The following is a 19,996-nucleotide window of genomic DNA, read 5'->3' on the forward strand; positions in this document are numbered from 1 at the left end:
GTAGTCTCCGGCACGAGTTTCCAGACAATCAGCATATACGGCACGCACATGAGGGCGAACAGGAAGAATGTTCCGGCGGGGGTAAGGTTCTGGAGCATCCAGGGGGTTAACTGTCCGATCAGGTACGTTCCGATCCACAGAGCGAATCCTGCTATCGACATGGCCAGTCCGCGAACCTTGGTGGGATACATCTCCGAGAGAAGTACGAACACCACGGCACAGATAGATACGGCACAGCAGAATACATAGAACAGGAAGAAAACAAGCAGGAAGAGGCTGGATACTCCCAGGGAATCTCCGAAGAGGAAATACAGGCCGATGAGAATCAGAGAAACAACCATTCCCGAAACTCCGTAATAAACAAGTTTCTTGCGGCCTACCTTATCAATGATGACAAGAGCCAGAATGGTGGTCAAAGTATTGACTAGTCCTACCAGAACTTGGTAAAANACAAGTTTCTTGCGGCCTACCTTATCAATGATGACAAGAGCCAGAATGGTGGTCAAAGTATTGACTAGTCCTACCAGAACTTGGTAAAATGAAAGTTAACTGTTTGCATAGCTGTATTATGGTAGAAAAGTTTTATCTTTATCGCGTTAAACTAACTAATACCCCCATTATGAGAAGAATTTTTTATTTACTTTTCCTTGTCTTATTAGGCTATTCTTTTGACGTAAAAGCTTCAGACACAGTGTTTATCCATGAAACACAAATCCCGGTTTTGATAGAGCGGCAGGACAATGTTCTGTTCTATATCCGGTTGGATGCAAAGGAAAGCAAGATGCTCGATGAAGTTGTTTTAGATTTCAGTAAAAGTACCAACTTAGCGGATGTCCAGGCAATCAAACTCTATTATGGAGGAACAGAGGCCTTACAAGATCAAAACAAAAATCGCTTTGCCCCTGTAGAGTACATATCCAGCCATCGACCGGGTGCGACATTGGCGGCTAATCCTTCCTATTCCATAAAATGTGCAGAGGTCGGACCATCGGAAAAAGTTGTATTAAGAGGTAATTACAATTTATTTCCAGGTGTCAACTTTTTTTGGATCAGTTTGCAGATGAAAACAGATGCCTCTTTGCATACTAAAATAGTCTCTGATTTACATGCTGTAAAAGTGGATGGGAAAGAACTCTATTGTAAATTTATTTCCCCGAAAGATATTACTCACCGGATGGCAGTCGGAGTTCGTCATGCTGGTAATGACGGTTCTGCTTCCTTCCGTATTCCCGGATTAGTGACAACCAATAAAGGAACATTATTGGGAGTGTACGATGTCCGATATAATAGTAGTGTCGATTTACAGGAATATGTAGATGTGGGTTTGAGTCGTAGCACTGACGGAGGGAAGAGCTGGGAGAAAATGCGTCTTCCGCTTTCATTTGGTGAGTATGGCGGTTTGCCTAAAGCACAGAATGGGGTAGGAGATCCCTCTATTTTGGTAGATACTCAAACGAATACCGTCTGGGTGGTTGCCGCATGGACACATGGTATGGGTAATCAACGTGCCTGGTGGAGCTCCCATTCGGGAATGGATATAAACCATACCGCACAGCTGGTATTGGCAAAGAGTACAGACGATGGTAAAACATGGTCGAAACCGATCAATATAACAGAGCAGGTAAAAGATCCGTCCTGGTATTTTCTCCTTCAAGGACCCGGACGTGGAATAACGATGAGCGACGGCACATTAGTATTTCCAACGCAGTTTATAGACTCTACCCGTGTTCCGAATGCAGGAATCATGTATAGTAAAGACCGGGGGAAAACGTGGAAAATGCACAATATGGCACGAACAAATACAACGGAAGCACAAGTTGCGGAAATAGAACCGGGAGTATTGATGCTGAATATGCGTGACAATAGAGGAGGAAGCCGGGCTATTGCCATAACGAAAGATTTGGGAAAAACCTGGACAGAACACCCGTCTTCACGTAAGGCACTTCAGGAACCGGTATGTATGGCCAGTCTGATTCATGTCGATGCCAAGGACAACGTTTTGAATAAAGACCTCCTGTTGTTTTCAAATCCGGATACGACTAAAGGGCGCAATCATATAACAATAAAAACAAGTCTGGATAAAGGACTTACCTGGTTGCCCGAACATCAAATCATGCTCGACGAAGCAGAAGGATGGGGATATAGTTGCCTGACGATGATTGATAAAGAGACAATCGGTATTCTATATGAGAGCAGTGTGGCACACATGACTTTTCAGGCGGTGAAATTAACAGATTTGTTAGGAATGAAATGATAGATATAATAGCGGTTAAACTATCCGATATGATAAAAGAATAAAACCGTATATTTATCGTGGCGTGCAAAAACAACATATTTTGTTAAATTATCAGTGAAATTTGCTGAAAAAATAATATCTTTGAATCCGTTAATATCTAATGCCCCACTATGATGATTAATTTGATCGGAAAAAAGGCTCAAATAGCATGTGAACTACTATGCTGTTGCAGTATGGCATATGCACAGAGCAATGACAATTCCGAAGTTGTCGTTCTAAATACAGGCTGGGAGTTTTCCCAGGCAGGGACGGAGCTGTGGCGACCGGCACAGGTTCCGGGCACCGTTCATCAGGATCTTATCAACCATAAACAACTTCCCGATCCTTTTTATGGCATCAATGAACAAAAGATTCAGTGGGTGGAAAATGAAGACTGGGAATACCGGACTGCTTTTACAGTTACCCCCGAACAACTGAAACGGGATGACGCCCAATTGGTTTTTGAAGGTCTTGACACATACGCCGATGTATACCTCAATGGAGCATTGTTGCTGAAAGCCGATAACATGTTTGTCGGTTATACCATACCTGTCAAGTCCCAACTCCGTATCGGAGAAAACCTTCTTCACATCTATTTTCATTCCCCCATCCGGCAGACACTGCCTCAATATAACTCGAACGGATTCAACTATCCGGCAGACAACGACCATCACGACAAACATTTAAGCATATTCTCCCGTAAAGCCCCTTACAGTTATGGCTGGGACTGGGGAATCCGCATGGTGACCAGCGGCATCTGGCGTCCGGTGACCATCCGTTTTTATGACGCAGCTTCTATCAGTGACTATCACGTAAAGCAACTCGCACTGACCGACCAGCTCGCAAATCTGTCTAATGAATTAGAAATAAACAACATACTCTCCCGGCCACTTCAGGCAGAGGTGAGAATCAATACCTCATTCGAAAGAAGTGCAGAAAAAAGCATCAGCCAGGCAATCACCTTACAGCCCGGAATCAATCATGTTTCCATACCTTCCGAAGTGGCATCCCCCGTACGTTGGATGCCGAATGGATGGGGAAAGCCCGCCCTGTATGATTTCTCCGCTCAAATCATAGTAGAAGATAAAGTCGTAGCCGAGCAATCGCACCGGATAGGACTGCGTACTGTTCGCCTCGTTAATGAAAAAGATAAAGACGGAGAATCCTTCTATTTTGAAGTAAATGGTGTACCTATGTTTGCCAAAGGAGCCAATTACATCCCCCAGGATGCACTCTTGACTAACGTCACTACCGAACGCTACCAAACCTTATTCCGCGACATCCGCGAAGCGAACATGAATGTCATTCGTGTATGGGGAGGTGGAACGTACGAAGATGACCGTTTCTATGACCTGGCAGATGAAAACGGAATACTGGTGTGGCAAGACTTCATGTTTGCCTGCACTCCCTATCCGTCCGACCCCACCTTTCTGAAAAGGGTAGAGGCGGAAGCCTGCTATAACATCCGTCGCCTTCGCAATCATGCTTCCCTGGCGATGTGGTGCGGCAATAACGAAATACTGGAAGCCTTAAAATATTGGGGATTCAACAAGAACTTCCCGCCCGAAATCTATCAGGAAATGTTTCGAGGCTACGACAAACTGTTCCATCAGCTCCTTCCAGCCAAGGTTAAGGAACTGGATGCCGATCGTTTCTACATACACAGCTCCCCGTATTTTGCCAACTGGGGGCGTCCTGAATCCTGGGGGATAGGAGACAGCCATAACTGGGGAGTCTGGTATGGTCAAAAAACATTCGAGTCACTCGATACAGACCTGCCCCGTTTCATGAGCGAATTCGGTTTTCAGTCCTTTCCGGAAATGAAGACCATCTCCACTTTCGCCGCTCCGGAAGATTATCAGATAGAATCGGAAGTGATGAATGCTCATCAGAAAAGCAGCATCGGCAACGCCCTGATTCGTACCTACATGGAGCGCGACTATATCATCCCCGAAAAATTTGAAGACTTTGTCTATGTCGGACTAGTGCTGCAAGGACAAGGAATGCGTCACGGACTGGAAGCACACCGCCGGAACCGTCCTTACTGTATGGGTACCCTGTATTGGCAACTGAATGACAGCTGGCCGGTAGTATCCTGGTCGAGCATCGACTATTACGGTAACTGGAAAGCCCTGCATTACCAAGCCAAACGAGTCTTTGCTCCAATCCTCATCAATCCTATCCAGCAGAACGACAGCCTCAATATCTACCTGATTTCCGACTGTCCGGACACCAAAGACCACCTGATGTTGGAAATGAAAGTAACAGACTTTGACGGAAAGAAACAAGGCAAGCCTATACAACTCAACACATTGACAGTTCCGGCTAACACTTCCCAATGCGTGTACCGTATAAAACCCGACACCTGGCTATCACCGGAAGAACAGCAACGCTGTTTCATGCAACTGACACTGAAAGACAAGGCAGGAAACACCCTTGCCGAAACCGTATACTTCTTTAGAAAAACAAAAGACCTGCTTCTGCCTGAAACAACCGTTTCCTGCAAGATGAAACAGAAAGACGGCATGTGTGAACTGACATTGTTTTCTCCCGCTCTTGCAAAAGATGTCTTTATTGAAATTCCTTTGCAGGGAGCCCGTTTCAGCGACAACTTTTTCGACCTTCTTCCCGGAGAACGTAAAACGGTCGTCATCACTTCTCCCCAAATAAAGAAAGGAGAGGAGCTGCCTTTGACAATCAAACATATTCGTGAAACTTATAATTAATCTATTTAATAACTTAACACTTAATTTTTTAGTTTATGAAGCAACTCTTTAAATTAACCGGATGTCTGGCACTAGCAGGACTTTTTGCCTCTTGCCAATCGGCGCAACAGGAAGCCAACTACCAGATCATCCCCATGCCACAAGAAATTGTAACCGCTCAAGGAAGTCCCTTCATCCTCAAGAGCAGTTTGAAAATTCTCTATCCGGGAGGAAACGAGAAGATGCAACGCAACGCAAAATTCCTGGCAGACTATCTGAAAACGGCTACCGGAAAAGATTTCGCTATTGAAGCCGGAACAGAAGGTAAAAACGCAATCGTACTGGCATTAGGCACGGAGAACGAAAATCCGGAATCCTACCAGATGAAAGTTACCGGTGACGGAATCACGATTACCGGTCCTACGGAAGCCGGCGTATTCTATGGCATCCAGTCCCTGCGCAAATCATTGCCTGTGGCTGTCGGTGCGGATATTGCCATGCCAGCCGTAGAAATCAATGACGCTCCCCGCTTTGGCTATCGTGGCGCGCATTTCGATACCAGCCGTCATTTCTTTACCGTGGATGAAATAAAGACCTACATCGACATGCAGGCTTTACATAACATGAACCGCCTCCACTGGCATATCACCGACGATCAAGGTTGGCGTCTGGAAATCAAAAAATACCCGAAACTGACTGAAATCGGTGCTAACAGAACAGAAACAGTCATCGGACGTAACTCCGGCGAATACGACGGCAAACCTTACGGTGGATTCTACACCCAGGAACAAGCCAAAGAAATTGTAGATTATGCAGCCGAACGCTACATCACCGTTGTTCCCGAAATCGACCTTCCGGGACACATGCAAGCTGCCCTTGCCGCTTACCCTGAACTGGGTTGTACCGGTGGCCCGTACGAAGTATGGAGACAATGGGGTATATCCGAAGATGTGCTTTGCGCCGGAAACGACCAAGTATTGAAATTCTTGGAAGATGTTTATGGTGAATTGATTGAAATCTTCCCATCACAATATATTCATGTAGGGGGCGACGAATGCCCGAAAGTAAGATGGGAAAAATGTCCGAAGTGCCAGGCACGTATCAAAGCATTGGGATTGAAGTCAGATCAGAGCCACAGCAAAGAAGAACGTTTGCAAAGCTTTGTCATCAACCATATTGAGAAATTCCTGAACGACCACGGACGTCAAATCATCGGTTGGGATGAAATCCTCGAAGGCGGACTTGCTCCGAATGCTACCGTGATGTCATGGCGTGGTGAGAAAGGTGGTATCGAAGCTGCGAAGCAGAAACACGATGTCATCATGACACCGAACACCTATCTGTATTTCGACTACTACCAAGCTAAAGACATCGAAAACGAACCGTTCGGTATCGGTGGTTATCTGCCGATGGAAAGAGTGTATAGCTACGAGCCGATGCCGGCTTCTCTTACTCCGGAAGAACAGAAATACATCAAGGGAGTGCAAGCCAACCTCTGGACAGAATACATCGCTACCTTCCCGCATGCACAGTACATGGTATTGCCTCGTTGGGCTGCTTTGTGTGAAATTCAGTGGTCCAGCCCCGAAAAGAAAAACTATGCCGACTTCCTGTCCCGTCTTCCACAACTGATTAAGTGGTACGATGCAGAAGGATACAATTACGCTAAACACGTATTTGACGTACAAGCCGAGTTTGACCCGAATCCGGCAGAAGGAACAATGGACGTTACCCTGTCTACCATCGACGGTGCCCCTGTTTACTATACATTAGACGGCACAGAACCTACTGCCGCTTCCTCCGTTTATGAAGGAGTATTGAAAATCAAGGAAAATGTAACCCTGTCCGCCAAAGCCATTCGTCCCAACGGCGAAAGCAAGATAGTGACAGAGAAGATTGATTTCAGCAAATCCAGCATGAAGCCGATTGTAGCTAATCAGCCTATCAATGAACAATACCTGTTCAAAGGAGCTTCCACTTTGATAGATGGTCTGAAAGGAAATAGCAGCTATAAGTCAGGCCGTTGGATCGCTTTCAACGGAAACGACATGGATATGACTATCGACCTCCAGCAACCTACTGAAATCTCAAGCGTGGCAATCTCTACCAATGTAGCAAAAGGGGACTGGGTATTTGATGCCAGAAACCTGTCCGTAGAAACTTCAGATGATGGCAAGACCTTCAAAAAGATTGCTTCCGAAGAATATCCGGAGATGAAAGAGACAGACAAAGACGGAATCGTTGAGCACAAACTAACCTTTGCTCCTGTGACCACCCAATACGTGAGAGTCATTGCTTCACCGGAGAAATCACTTCCGGCATGGCATGGAGGAAAAGGTAAAAAGGCATTTTTATTTGTAGACGAAATCAAAATTGATTAATGAATATAAGAAAAGAATACCCTAAAGTTTGTCTTTTCTTATGGATATTGGGGATGTGCTTCCATGCACATCCCATTCTGGCACAGTCCTTCATACCTGTCCCATTAAAAATGGAGCAGGGGACGGGCTCTTTTTTACTGTCAGAAAAGACTAAACTTTATACAAACCTGCAAGGTGGAGAAGCGGAACTCTGGGAGAATTACCTGAAAGCATTACCTGTTCAGCTGAAAGAAGCGAGAATGAAAGACAGGAAACAGATGCTTTTCTTATTGATAACCCCCAAGACCCCCCAATTGCCATCACCGGAAAGCTATACACTCTCCGTCACCTCTCAACGAATCGAGATCCGGGCAACTTCGGGAGCCGGATTATTCTATGGAATGCAAACCCTGTTACAGCTGATGCAACCGGCAAGCACAGGCAGCTATTCCGTACCCTCTGTCGAGATAGAAGACACCCCTCGTTTTGCTTATCGCGGACTGATGCTGGACGTATCCCGTCATTTCTCTACCAAAGAGTTTATAAAGAAGCAGATAGACGCATTGGCATATTACAAAATCAACCGTTTGCACCTGCACCTGACCGATGCGGCAGGCTGGCGGCTTGAAATCAAGAAATACCCTTTACTGACCGATTTTGCAGCCTGGCGTACAGACCCCACCTGGAAGAAATGGTGGAACGGCGGACGTAAATACCTCCGTTACGATGAACCCGGAGCTTCCGGCGGCTATTACACCCAGGACGATATTCGTGAAATACTGGAATATGCCCGTCAGCATTACATCACGGTGATTCCGGAGATTGAAATGCCTTCCCATTCGGAAGAAGTGCTGGCTGCCTACCCGCAGCTATCCTGTTCGGGAGAACCTTACAAGAACTCCGATTTCTGTGTCGGTAATGAAGAAACTTTCACCTTTCTGGAGAATGTACTGACGGAAGTCATGGAACTTTTCCCTTCCGAATACATTCATGTAGGAGGTGATGAGGCCGGCAAATCGGCTTGGAAGACCTGTCCGAAATGTCAGAAGAGAATGAAAGACGAGCATCTGGCCAATGTAGACGAGCTGCAAAGCTATCTGATACACCGTATCGAAAAGTTCCTCAACAATCACGGACGCCGTCTCTTGGGATGGGACGAGATTCTGCAAGGAGGTATCGCGCCCAATGCAACCGTTATGTCGTGGCGTGGAGAAGAGGGTGGTATTGCTGCCGTCACCTCCGGCCATCATGCCATCATGACACCGGGTGCATACTGTTATCTGGACAGCTATCAGGACGCCCCGTACTCCCAGCCGGAAGCTATCGGTGGCTACCTGCCATTGAAGAAAGTATATGCCTACGATCCTGTCCCCGCTTCCTTAACTGCGGAGCAGGCAAAGTTAGTCTATGGTGTGCAGGGTAACCTATGGGTGGAATATATCCCCACTCCCGAACACGTGGAATATATGATTTATCCCCGTATGCTGGCATTGGCGGAAGTAGCCTGGTCGGCTCCGGAACGTAAGTCGTGGCCCGATTTCCATACCCGCGCACTGTCAGCAGTGGCCGATTTACAGAAAAAAGGATACCATCCTTTCGATTTGAGCAAGGAAATCGGCAGCCGTCCCGAATCTCTTCAACCAGTCAGCCATTTGGCGCTCGGTAAAAAAGTGACCTATAACTCCTCCTATAGCCCCCATTATCCCGCACAAGGCAACACAGCCCTGACAGACGGCATACGTGGTGACTGGACTTACGGTGATGGTTCATGGCAAGGATTTATCTCGGACAACCGTCTCGATGTGACGATTGATATGGAAAAAGAAACCCCTATCCATTCCATCACCGCCGCTTTTATGCAAGTGGTCGGCGCGGAAGTATTCCTGCCGGAGACAGTGATTATTTCCATTTCCGATGATGGAATTAACTTCACGGAGTTGCAAAAACAACACTTTGAAGTGAGCAAAGAAACCCCTATCCGGTTTACGGATATTTCATGGCAGGGAGAAGCCAAAGGAAGATACGTACGTTACCAGGCACAGGCCGGAAGCGAATTCGGAGGGTGGATATTTACGGATGAGATAATCGTGAAATAGACATTGTCAATATCATTTATGAATAAAAGAGGGAATCTATTCAACCAGATTCTCTCTTTTTTTGTTATATTTGCATTATTACCTTAAAAACTAAGAATATGGTACAACACGCTAGACTCATTTTCTACACCCTTCTTCTTCTGGTAATCCCGTGCGAGAGCACCTTGGCGCAGAAGATTCCCGTCACGCCCATAGACTCATTGATAACTGTTGGATATGCCACCGGAAGTTTGAAAACCCTCTCCGGTTCCGTAGAGAAGATTACGGAGACACAGATGAATAAAGACCAGATAACGAACCCTTTGGAAGCAATCCGCGGACGTGTGCCGGGCTTGACTATCCAACGCGGGTCAAATGGTCCGGCAGCCTTGGATGCAGTACGCCTGCGGGGAACTACCTCACTGACCAGTGGCAATGACCCTTTGATAATCGTCGACGGAGTATTTGGTGACTTGAGTATGCTCACCTCCATTTACCCTACGGATATTGAGAGCTTCACCATTCTGAAAGACGCTTCCGAAACCGCACAATACGGTTCACGAGGAGCTTCCGGTGTGATCGAGGTCACCACTAAAAAAGGAATGAGCGGCAGAACACAGGTAGCCTACAACGGTAGCTTCGGAATTTCCACCGTCTACAAGAATCTGAAAATGCTGTCCGGCGATGAGTACCGCCGTGTCGCCTCGGAACGCGGGATTTCCATTCTGGATAAAGGAAATAACACCGATTTTCAGAAAGAGATTGAACAGACAGGACTACAACAAAACCATCACATCGCCTTTTATGGCGGTTCCAGTGAGTCCAGCTATCGCGTTTCTCTTGGTTTCATGGATCGTCAGGGAGTGATTCTGAATGAAGACATGAAAAACTTCACTTCGAATATGAACATGAATCAGAAAATGTTCGACGGCTTCCTGAACTGCGAGCTGGGAATGTTCGGTTCCATTCAGAAGAATCATAATCTGGTGGATTATCAGAAAACGTTCTATTCGGCAGCCACATTCAACCCCACCTATCCCAACCATAAAGACCCCGTCACCAATTCTTGGGATGGAATAACGACCGCCAGTCAAATCACCAATCCATTGGCATGGATGGAAGTGCAGGACGATGATGCCACTTCGCACATCAGCACGCATGCCCGTCTGACTTTCAATCTACTGGAAGGGCTGAAACTTAACCTCTTCGGTGCCTATACCTATAATATCGTGGAAAATTCGCAATACCTCCCCACCTCCGTCTGGGCGAACGGCCAGGCTTACAAAGGAACCAAAAAGCGAGAATCCTTGCTGGGCAACATGATGCTGACCTATAAGAAAAACTGGAAAAAACATTTCTTTGACGTGTTGGCACTTGCCGAACTTCAAAAAGAAACCTACACGGGATATTATACAACAGTAAGCAATTTCAGCACCGACAAATTCGGGTATAATAATCTTCAGGCAGGCGCACTCCGTTTGTGGGAAGGCACTAATTCTTACTACGACCAACCCCGTCTGGCATCCTTCATGGGACGTTTCAACTATACATACGCCGACCGCTACGTACTGACGCTGAACGCCCGTACAGATGCTTCCTCCAAATTCGGGGCGAACCACAAATGGGGATTCTTCCCCTCCGCATCTGCCGCATGGGTGATTAGTGAAGAAGAATTTATGAAGCAGTTGCCGATGGTGGATAATCTGAAATTCCGTATTGGCTACGGTCTGGCAGGTAATCAGAGTGGGATTGACTCATACACTACATTGAACCTTGTAAAGCCGAACGGTGTAGTCCCCGTCGGAAACTCCGCCGTCGTATCTTTAGGAGACTTACGGAACACGAATCCCGACCTGAAATGGGAAGTGAAACATACCTTTAATACCGGTATCGACGTAGCTCTTTTCGGCAACCGCCTGCTGCTTTCCGCCAACTATTACAACTCCCGAACCACAGACATGCTTTACCTTTACAACGTAAGCGTACCGCCTTTCACCTATAACACCTTGCTTGCCAACATCGGTTCCATGCGCAACTGGGGTACGGAAATCGCCATCGGCATCACCCCCTTGAAGACCAAGGATATGGAACTGAATATCAATGCCAATATCACTTTCCAGCGCAACAAACTGCTCTCATTAAGCGGTATGTACAACGGCGAAATGCTTTCTGCTCCCGAATATAAAAGTCTTGCTGGCCTCGACGGAGCCGGCTTTCATGGAGGATACAACCACATCGTATATCAGATGGTGGGTCAACCGTTGGGCGTGTTCTATCTTCCCCACAGTACGGGACTGGAATCCGACGGAAACGGCGGATACACCTATGGCATCGCCGATCTGAATGGCGGAGGTGTCAGCCTTGAAGATGGTGAAGACCGCTACGTGGCAGGACAAGCCGTACCTAAAACGATTCTTGGCTCCAACATCAGTTTCCGCTACAAGCGTTTCGACCTGTCTTTGCAGGTTAACGGAGCTTTCGGACATAAAATTTACAACGGAACCTCCCTGACCTATATGAACATGAATATATTTCCCGACTATAACGTAATGAAGAAAGCCCCGAAACAGAACATCAAGGATCAAACCGCCACCGACTATTGGTTGGAAAAGGGAGATTATGTCAACTTCGACTATGTGACGCTGGGTTGGAACGTGCCGATTGAGAAAGTGCAGAAACTGAAGAAATATGTCCGCTCCCTGCGTCTGGCATTTACAGTCAACAACCTGGCAACCATTTCCGGTTATTCGGGACTTTCACCCATGATTAACAGTTCAACAGTGAACTCCACTTTAGGCGTGGATGATAAACGGGGATATCCGTTGGCGCGGACGTACACACTGGGATTGAGTATTAACTTTTAATGGAGGAGGAGATGATGAAACAATATATGAAAAATAAAAGTCTTTTTTTGCAGAAAGAAGAACTGCTTTCAAGGATAGCGGAACTGTTTTCAAAGAAGATCTTACGTCCTTCGGGAGTGCTGGTATTCCTTCTTATAACGTGCCTGGGTTTATTCTCATGTAGTAAGTTTTTGGAGGAAAATCCGAAAGATAAGTTACCCGAAGATGACGTTTACAATACAATCTCGGAAGTATATCTCAATGCAGTAGCTTCGCTTTATACATACGTAGGCGGTTATAGTGATAGTCAGGGATTGCAGGGAACGGGTAGGGGAGTCTACGACCTGAACACCTTTACCTCCGACGAAGCCATTATCCCCACCCGTGGAGGTGACTGGTATGACGGTGGTTTTTGGCAAGGACTTTACCTGCACGATTGGGGAATAGAGAATGATGCCATTCAGGCTACATGGGAATATCTCTATAAAGTCGTCATGTTAAGTAACAAATCACTGGAACGGATAGACAAATTCGCCGAAACTCATTCCGCTACGGAACTGCCGGCATACCGTGCCGAAGTACGTGCCATGCGGGCTATGTATTATTATTACCTGATGGATTTGTTCGGACGCATCCCGCTAGTTCAATCCTCTTCCGTAGCAATGAAAGATGTAGTGCAAAGTGAACGAAAAACGGTCTTTGACTTTGTTGTCAAGGAATTGCAAGAGGCGGCTCCTTTGTTGAGCGATGCACATAGCAACCAGTCCGGCCCTTACTATGGCCGTATCACTCGCCCCGTGGTAACTTTCCTACTGGCCAAACTGGCTTTGAACTCCGAAGTTTATACAGACAATGATTGGACGGACGGACAACGCCCGGATGGAAAAAATATAAAGTTCACAGTGAACGGCAGCGAACTAAATGCCTGGGAAACAGTTATCTACTATTGTGACCAACTCAAGACTATGGGCTACAAACTGGAACCGGAATACGAAACGAATTTCTCTATATTCAACGAACCGTCCGTAGAGAATGTCTTCACTATCCCGATGAACAAAACTCTGTACACCAACCAGATGCAATATCTCTTCCGTTCCCGCCACTATAATCACGCCAAGGCTTACGGACTAAGCGGTGAGAACGGTCCCAGCGCCACCATTGAAGCCCTCGAAGCTTTCGGTTATGAAACCGCGGAACAAGATCCCCGTTTTGATATTTGCTATTTTGCAGGAATTGTCCACGACCTGAAAGGAAACATAATCAAACTGGATAATGGAACGGTACTGGAATATCTGCCCTGGAAAGTATCTCTGGATATAACAGATACCCCATACGAACAAACCGCAGGAGCCCGCATGAAAAAGTATGAAGTCGACCCGACTGCCACAAAAGACGGTAAGTTGATGGAGAATGACATTGTATTGTTCCGCTATGCAGACGCTTTGTTGATGAAGAGTGAAGCGAAAGTCCGGAACGGAGCAAACGGAGATGAAGAACTCAATGAAGTTCGTAGCCGTGTCAACGCTTCTCCCCGCACTGCCACTTTAGAGAATATCCTTGCCGAACGTCAGCTGGAACTGGCTTGGGAAGGATGGAGACGACAGGACTTAGTCCGCTTCGGGAAGTTTACAAGAGCTTACAGCAGCCGTCCGCAACTACCGGATGAGGCAAGTGGATATACAACTGTATTCCCTATACCGGAGAAAATACGGGTGATGAATGAGAGGTTGAAACAGAATCCGGGGTATTAGGAAGAAGATAGTAGTAATCAAAATAAAAAATCCTCGATTTTCATCCGGAGAATCGAGGATTTATATTATTTGTTGCAGCAATCGAATTACTCAATCAAAACGAAATCATATTTTTCAAATTCACTCCCATTGATTATTATAGCAATTTGATGAAGCCCGAGATGGAATTTTCTCGTCGTAACCACGCGGAAAGAGTGCTTTCGCGTTATTCGTGTGGTAGAATTCCCGGTATATTCTTTTTCGCTGATTTTATGAACTTTCTTCGTCAGCGTTCCATTTGCTTTTTGGTAATAAATACCATATTCAAGCCGTATTTTGATTGTCTTATTGCTATGATTCAACAAGTTAAAACCAAACTCCAACGAATCACCGACTTTAACCTTAAGACTTGAAATCTGAAAATCCTCCATACTAATATTATTTCTGATAGAATCAAAGCCAAACAACTCCATCACCTCTGGAATCCCTTGTTTTAAGAGCGTCCGGCAACCGTGTTTAATAATCCAGTCTACCTCTTTAGATTCCCCCTTCCATTTCTTTGCCAAATCAATGACAATTTCCGGATTATCTTTCGCAATATCATTCAAATTATTGGCAACGCTCAACCGTACAAATCTTGCCGGATCATTTTTAAGATTCTCTAAAATAGGAATAATAGGTGTCGGGTCTTTCTTCAGATTCGGCAAAGCCATCGCCCAAGGCAAACGCGGACGGCAACCTTCTGACGAAAGCCGCCTGACTCCCCAATGCTCATGTTTCGACCAAACCAACATCTGCTTCATCATTTCATCCGGATATTTTATTATAAAAGGATGAGTCACAAATTCGCAACTTGTGAACTGTGTGATTTTCTCTATCGCCTTGACAGACGTTTCATAATCATCCAACCCATATTGCTCGACATAATTATTCAGAATCACCCCATACTCCAGCATCAATCCAAACTTCGTATCGTCTATCACCGAAAAATCAGGCCGCGTACTTTTTACATGATCCAACAACTCAAGAATCTTAGCGATCGCCTCTTTGTAATCTGCCGGCAAAAACTTTTTCAGAATGCTAGTGATATGTATCCAGCGCTGTTTTAGTTCCCTGCCTTCCCATTCATCATCCATTATTTGAGAAACAAAACCGTGAGCATCAAAATCATCGATAACAAGTCTCAAATCTTTCGTAAACAGATCGAAAAATTGCTTGTTGTACATATTCTTAAAAGGTTCTGCCATACTTGAAGTCTATATTTAGTATCTATTTATTTGCTACACAAATATATGTCTTTTTTTTAAAAGGACAAGCCCTAAAAACAGAAGTGAGCCACAAAAAAGATTGCAGCTCACTTATACCTTATATATTATAGCAAAAAATTAATCGAAGAAACTCTTGAACTTCTTGAAAATCTTCTCCTTCACCGACGTGTTAGGTTTGAAGTTGTCCGAAGCCTCCATCTTTTCGAGTGTGCTCTTTTCCTCTTTATTGAGCGCTTCCGGCACATAGATACTGATGTTGACGAGTAAATCCCCCGTTCCGTACCCGTTCACATTCGGCAATCCCTTGCCGCGCAAACGAAGCACCTTACCTGGTTGAGTACCCGAATCAATCTTCACTTTCACTTTGCCGTCGATAGTCGGAATTTCCACAGCTCCGCCCAGAGCAGCAGTCGGGAAACTAAGCAACAGATTATAAATCAAATCATTCTCGTCGCGAATCAAGTCCTGATGCGGTTCTTCCTCTACGAGAATCAGCAAGTCGCCTGCCACACCATTGTGTTTGCCGGCATTTCCTTTGCCACCCATAGAAAGCTGCATACCCTCTGCCACTCCGGCAGGGATTTTCACCGACACCACTTCTTCACCGTAAATGATTCCGTCGCCACCACACTTCTTACATTTGTTCTTGATAATCTTACCCTCACCGCCACAAGTAGAACAAGTGACGCGAGTCTGCATAGTGCCCAGAATAGTCTGCTGGTTACGGATCACGGAGCCGCTACCCTTACAAGTAGGACAAGTCTCCGAACCGCCGTCACCTTCGGCACCCGTGCCATGACACTGGTCACACGGCACATATTTTTTGAGTTTAAATTTCTTTTCTACTCCGGTAGAGATCTCCTTCAACGTCAGCTTCACTTTCACACGAAGGTCACTGCCGCGATACCGGCGTTGCTGTGAACCGCCACCGCCAAATCCGCTAAACCCTCCGAAGCCTCCCCCGAAACCGCCGCCGCGGCCACCAAAGATGTCGCCAAACATAGAGAAAATGTCATCCATCGACATCCCCTCGCCACCGAAACCACCGAACGGACCGCCATTGCCTGCCGCACCGCTCACTCCCGCATGACCGAACTGATCGTAACGCGAACGCTTTTCCGGGTTACTCAACACGTCATAAGCCTCGGCCGCCTCCTTAAATTTCTCTTCCGCCTCCTTATCCCCCGGATTCTTGTCAGGGTGATACTGGATTGCTTTCTTACGGTACGCTTTCTTAATCTCCTCTACTGTGGCTGTCTTCGTCACCTCCAATATTTCGTAATAGTCTCTTTTTTCTGCCATGCTTCTTTAAAAATTATGAGTTTTATGGGTTGCGAATCCTTATTCCCCTACTACCACTTTGGCGTGGCGCAACACTTTGTCGTTCAGTGTATACCCCGTCTGCACACAATCCAGAATCTTACCTTTCTGTGCTTCCGACGGTGCGGGGATTACCGCGATGGCTTCATGGAAATCAGTATCCAGCGGTTGGTCTTTCGTCTCGATGACTTTCACACCATTTTGAGCCAGAACAGCCATAAATTTATTGTAAATCAGTTCCACCCCTTCTTTTACGGCATTGACATCCGTTGCCGTTTCCATCGTCTTGATGGCACGTTCGAAATCGTCCACTACCGGAAGAATACTGCCAAGACTCTTTTCGCCACCATTCAGGATCAGTTCGGCCTTCTCCTTTAAAGTGCGTTTACGATAATTGTCGAACTCGGCAGACAAGCGCAGATATTTATCCTTTTGCTCTTCAAGCGCTTCTTGAGCCTTTTCCAGTTCCTTTTCCAACTCCTCTTCATGAGTCAGCGGAGCGGTTCCCTCTGCTTGTTCGTTTTGCGGTTGGTCTTCCGCAGGATTGTGAGTTTCCTCCACATTCAGTTCCTCTTCCTTCACTTTTTTTTCTTTCGGATCCATCTTGGTATTTACTATTTTATTATTTACTATTTAGAAACACACGTTATCTATGCAAGATACCGCTTATAAACATACCGGACTGACCGGATGTCACAGATTTCGTCTGCAAAAACTTTGCCAAGTTGGCCGTTTTGCCAAAAAACGCAGCAAAGGTAACACTTTTATGTCAGATTGGCACATATCAGATAGCTCATAATTCATTTTAAATGTCTACCTTTGCACGCTCAAATAGTAAATAGTAACTAGTAAAATAGTAAATAATAAGATGATTACAGTTTCGAACGTATCGGTTCAGTTTGGTAAAAGAGTGTTATTTAATGACGTAAACCTGAAGTTTACGAGTGGTAATTGTTATGGTATTATCGGTGCGAACGGTGCGGGAAAATCTACGTTTCTTCGTACGATTTACGGAGATTTGGACCCGACAACAGGTACGATTGCGCTCGGACCGGGCGAACGTCTCTCGGTGTTGAGTCAGGACCACTTCAAGTGGGACTCATATACTGTCATGGATACCGTCATGATGGGACATACCGTGTTGTGGGACATCATGAAGCAGCGCGAAGAATTGTATGCAAAAGAAGATTTCACAGACGAAGACGGACTGAAAGTATCCGAATTGGAAGAAAAATTTGCCGAGTTGGACGGATGGAATGCGGAAAGCGACGCAGCCATGCTGTTGAGCGGACTGGGCGTGAAAGAAGATAAGCATTACGTATTGATGGGTGAATTGAGTGGTAAGGAAAAAGTGCGTGTCATGCTGGCGCAGGCATTGTACGGAAATCCGGACAACCTCTTGCTCGATGAGCCTACCAATGACTTGGATATGGAAACAGTGACCTGGTTGGAAGAATATCTTGCCAACTTCGAGCATACCGTATTGGTGGTAAGCCACGACCGTCACTTCCTCGACTCTGTATGTACACACACCGTAGACATCGACTACGGAAAAATCAATATGTTTGCCGGTAACTATAGTTTCTGGTACGAATCCAGCCAATTGGCTCTCCGTCAGCAACAGAACCAGAAGGCGAAGGCTGAAGAGAAGAAGAAAGAACTCGAAGAGTTTATCCGCCGTTTCAGCGCGAACGTAGCGAAGAGCAAGCAGACAACGAGCCGTAAGAAGATGTTGGAGAAACTGAACGTAGAAGAAATCAAACCTTCTTCACGTAAGTATCCGGGCATCATCTTCACTCCCGAACGCGAGCCGGGCAACCAGATTCTGGAAGTTTCCGGATTGAGCAAGAAGACGGAAGAAGGCGTGGTGCTCTTCAACGACGTGAACTTCAACGTAGAGAAAGGTGACAAGGTGGTATTCCTGTCACGCAATCCGCGCGCGATGACTGCTTTCTTCGAAATTATCAACGGAAACATGAAACCCGATGCAGGTACTTTCAACTGGGGGGTAACCATCACCACTGCTTACCTGCCGCTGGATAACACTGATTTCTTCAATTCCGACCTGAACCTGGTAGACTGGTTGAGCCAGTTTGGAGAAGGCAACGAGGTATATATGAAAGGCTTCCTCGGCCGTATGCTTTTCTCCGGCGAAGAGGTATTGAAGAAAGTAAGCGTACTCTCTGGAGGTGAGAAGATGCGTTGTATGATTGCCCGTATGCAGCTGCGCAATGCCAACTGCCTCATTCTGGACACTCCGACCAACCATCTGGACTTGGAATCTATCCAGGCATTCAACAACAACCTGAAGACGTACAAAGGAAATATCCTCTTCTCGTCTCATGACCACGAATTTATTCAGACCGTTGCCAACCGCATCATCGAACTGACACCGAACGGTATCATCGACAAGATGATGGAATATGACGAATATATCACTTCCGACCATATTAAGGAATTGCGGGCGAAGATGTACGGAGACAAATAAGTGACCGGACGAATAAAAGCCCCTGACTCCCATACATGAAGTCTGATGAATAACCAATTTAACAGCAACCTATTCTCAACAATGGGTTGCTGTTCTTTTTAGCACTATGGAAATAAAATATTTTGAAAACAGAGAAGATTGGCGAAAATGGCTGGCAGACAACTTTGAAAACGCCAATGACGTTTGGTTTGTATTCCCCTCCAAATCTTCGGGCGAAAAAAGTGTTACATACAACGACGCTGTCGAGGAAGCCCTTTGCTTCGGATGGATCGACAGCACCATAAAGGCGCTCGACAAAGAACATAAAATCCAGCATTTCACACCCAGAAACCCTAAAAGTTCCTACTCGCAAGCCAACAAAGAGAGACTGAAATGGTTGCTGGAACATAATATGATTCACCCTGATAGGGAAGATAATATACGAAAAGTATTGTCAGCCCCTTTTGTCTTCCCGAATGATATCATCGGAAAACTGAAAGAGGATAAAACAGTATGGGAGAATTACCAACAATTTTCCGATGCGTATAGACGTATCCGAATTGCATACATTGAAGCTGCCAGAAAACGACCGGAAGAATTTGAAAAGCGATTGAACAACTTCATCAATAAAACGAAGGAAAATAAAATGATAAAAGGATTTGGGGGAATTGAAAAATACTACTAATCCCTATGTCTGTAATTGTAACTTTGATTGTAATAACAGGACAGAAGTATTATGCGCATAATTGATATTCAATTCTCTTTCTCGAACGTAGTTATTTTTCTGCCCTTCACCTTTCTTCCAGATTCCTGATAAATAGTGTGTTTACGGGTGAAGGGGCGCTCTTACACCGTCTTTTTACCGTAAGCGTCTCCGCGATTCTATCTTGTCGGCCTTTTTTCATTCTTATATTTTTGCTATGTATAAAAATGAAGCATTATGGATTTAGCAG

General features: G+C 45.7%; 11 protein-coding genes and 1 pseudogene. 8 read left to right on the plus strand and 4 right to left on the minus strand.

What is annotated here, in order from left to right:
* A pseudogene (locus KQP79_RS24175) lies at window positions 1-449 on the minus strand (MFS transporter); the annotation flags it as partial.
* A gap of 170 nt (window positions 450-619) precedes the next feature.
* On the opposite strand from KQP79_RS24175, the gene KQP79_RS24180 reads away from it, so the two are divergent.
* From KQP79_RS24180 to KQP79_RS24205, 6 genes are all read left to right on the plus strand, one after another.
* On the plus strand, window positions 620-2,254 hold the full coding sequence (locus tag KQP79_RS24180) for a sialidase family protein (protein WP_008651699.1): 1,635 nt from the start codon (window positions 620-622) through the stop codon (window positions 2,252-2,254).
* 152 nt (window positions 2,255-2,406) lie between these two features.
* Complete coding sequence (locus tag KQP79_RS24185) at window positions 2,407-5,001, plus strand: beta-mannosidase (RefSeq protein ID WP_061447952.1); 2,595 nt, start codon at window positions 2,407-2,409, stop codon at window positions 4,999-5,001.
* A 35-nt stretch (window positions 5,002-5,036) separates the two neighbouring features.
* On the plus strand, window positions 5,037-7,361 hold the full coding sequence (locus tag KQP79_RS24190; protein ID WP_004308805.1) for a family 20 glycosylhydrolase: 2,325 nt from the start codon (window positions 5,037-5,039) through the stop codon (window positions 7,359-7,361).
* Complete coding sequence (locus KQP79_RS24195) at window positions 7,361-9,436, plus strand: family 20 glycosylhydrolase (RefSeq protein WP_004308804.1); 2,076 nt, start codon at window positions 7,361-7,363, stop codon at window positions 9,434-9,436. The genes KQP79_RS24190 and KQP79_RS24195 overlap by 1 nt, the downstream gene beginning before the upstream one ends.
* 98 nt (window positions 9,437-9,534) lie before the next feature.
* A complete protein-coding gene (locus KQP79_RS24200; RefSeq protein ID WP_008775980.1) occupies window positions 9,535-12,279 on the plus strand; it encodes a SusC/RagA family TonB-linked outer membrane protein in 2,745 nt (914 codons plus the stop codon).
* 11 nt (window positions 12,280-12,290) lie between these two features.
* Complete coding sequence (locus tag KQP79_RS24205) at window positions 12,291-14,009, plus strand: RagB/SusD family nutrient uptake outer membrane protein (RefSeq protein WP_004308802.1); 1,719 nt, start codon at window positions 12,291-12,293, stop codon at window positions 14,007-14,009.
* 86 nt (window positions 14,010-14,095) lie between these two features.
* Here the strand turns inward: KQP79_RS24205 and KQP79_RS24210 are convergent, their stop codons facing one another.
* From KQP79_RS24210 to KQP79_RS24220, 3 genes are all read right to left on the minus strand, one after another.
* The gene (locus KQP79_RS24210; protein WP_004308801.1) at window positions 14,096-15,235 is read right to left on the minus strand and encodes a DNA alkylation repair protein; all 1,140 of its coding nucleotides are present in this window, start codon (window positions 15,233-15,235) and stop codon (window positions 14,096-14,098) included.
* A gap of 138 nt (window positions 15,236-15,373) precedes the next feature.
* Complete coding sequence (gene dnaJ / locus KQP79_RS24215; RefSeq protein WP_004307195.1) at window positions 15,374-16,558, minus strand: molecular chaperone DnaJ; 1,185 nt, start codon at window positions 16,556-16,558, stop codon at window positions 15,374-15,376.
* A 39-nt stretch (window positions 16,559-16,597) separates the two neighbouring features.
* Window positions 16,598-17,179 carry a nucleotide exchange factor GrpE gene (locus KQP79_RS24220; RefSeq protein ID WP_004297892.1) on the minus strand — a complete coding sequence of 194 codons (582 nt, stop codon included), beginning with the start codon at window positions 17,177-17,179 and terminating at the stop codon, window positions 16,598-16,600.
* 265 nt (window positions 17,180-17,444) lie between these two features.
* On the opposite strand from KQP79_RS24220, the gene KQP79_RS24225 reads away from it, so the two are divergent.
* A complete protein-coding gene (locus KQP79_RS24225) occupies window positions 17,445-19,064 on the plus strand; it encodes an ABC-F family ATP-binding cassette domain-containing protein (RefSeq protein WP_004297887.1) in 1,620 nt (539 codons plus the stop codon).
* A 106-nt stretch (window positions 19,065-19,170) separates the two neighbouring features.
* A complete protein-coding gene (locus KQP79_RS24230) occupies window positions 19,171-19,728 on the plus strand; it encodes a YdeI/OmpD-associated family protein (RefSeq protein ID WP_004297886.1) in 558 nt (185 codons plus the stop codon).
* Window positions 19,729-19,996: the final 268 nt, after the last annotated feature.

Origin of the sequence: Bacteroides sp. DH3716P (assembly GCF_025914115.1) — a bacterium.
Taxonomy (GTDB): domain Bacteria; phylum Bacteroidota; class Bacteroidia; order Bacteroidales; family Bacteroidaceae; genus Bacteroides; species Bacteroides ovatus.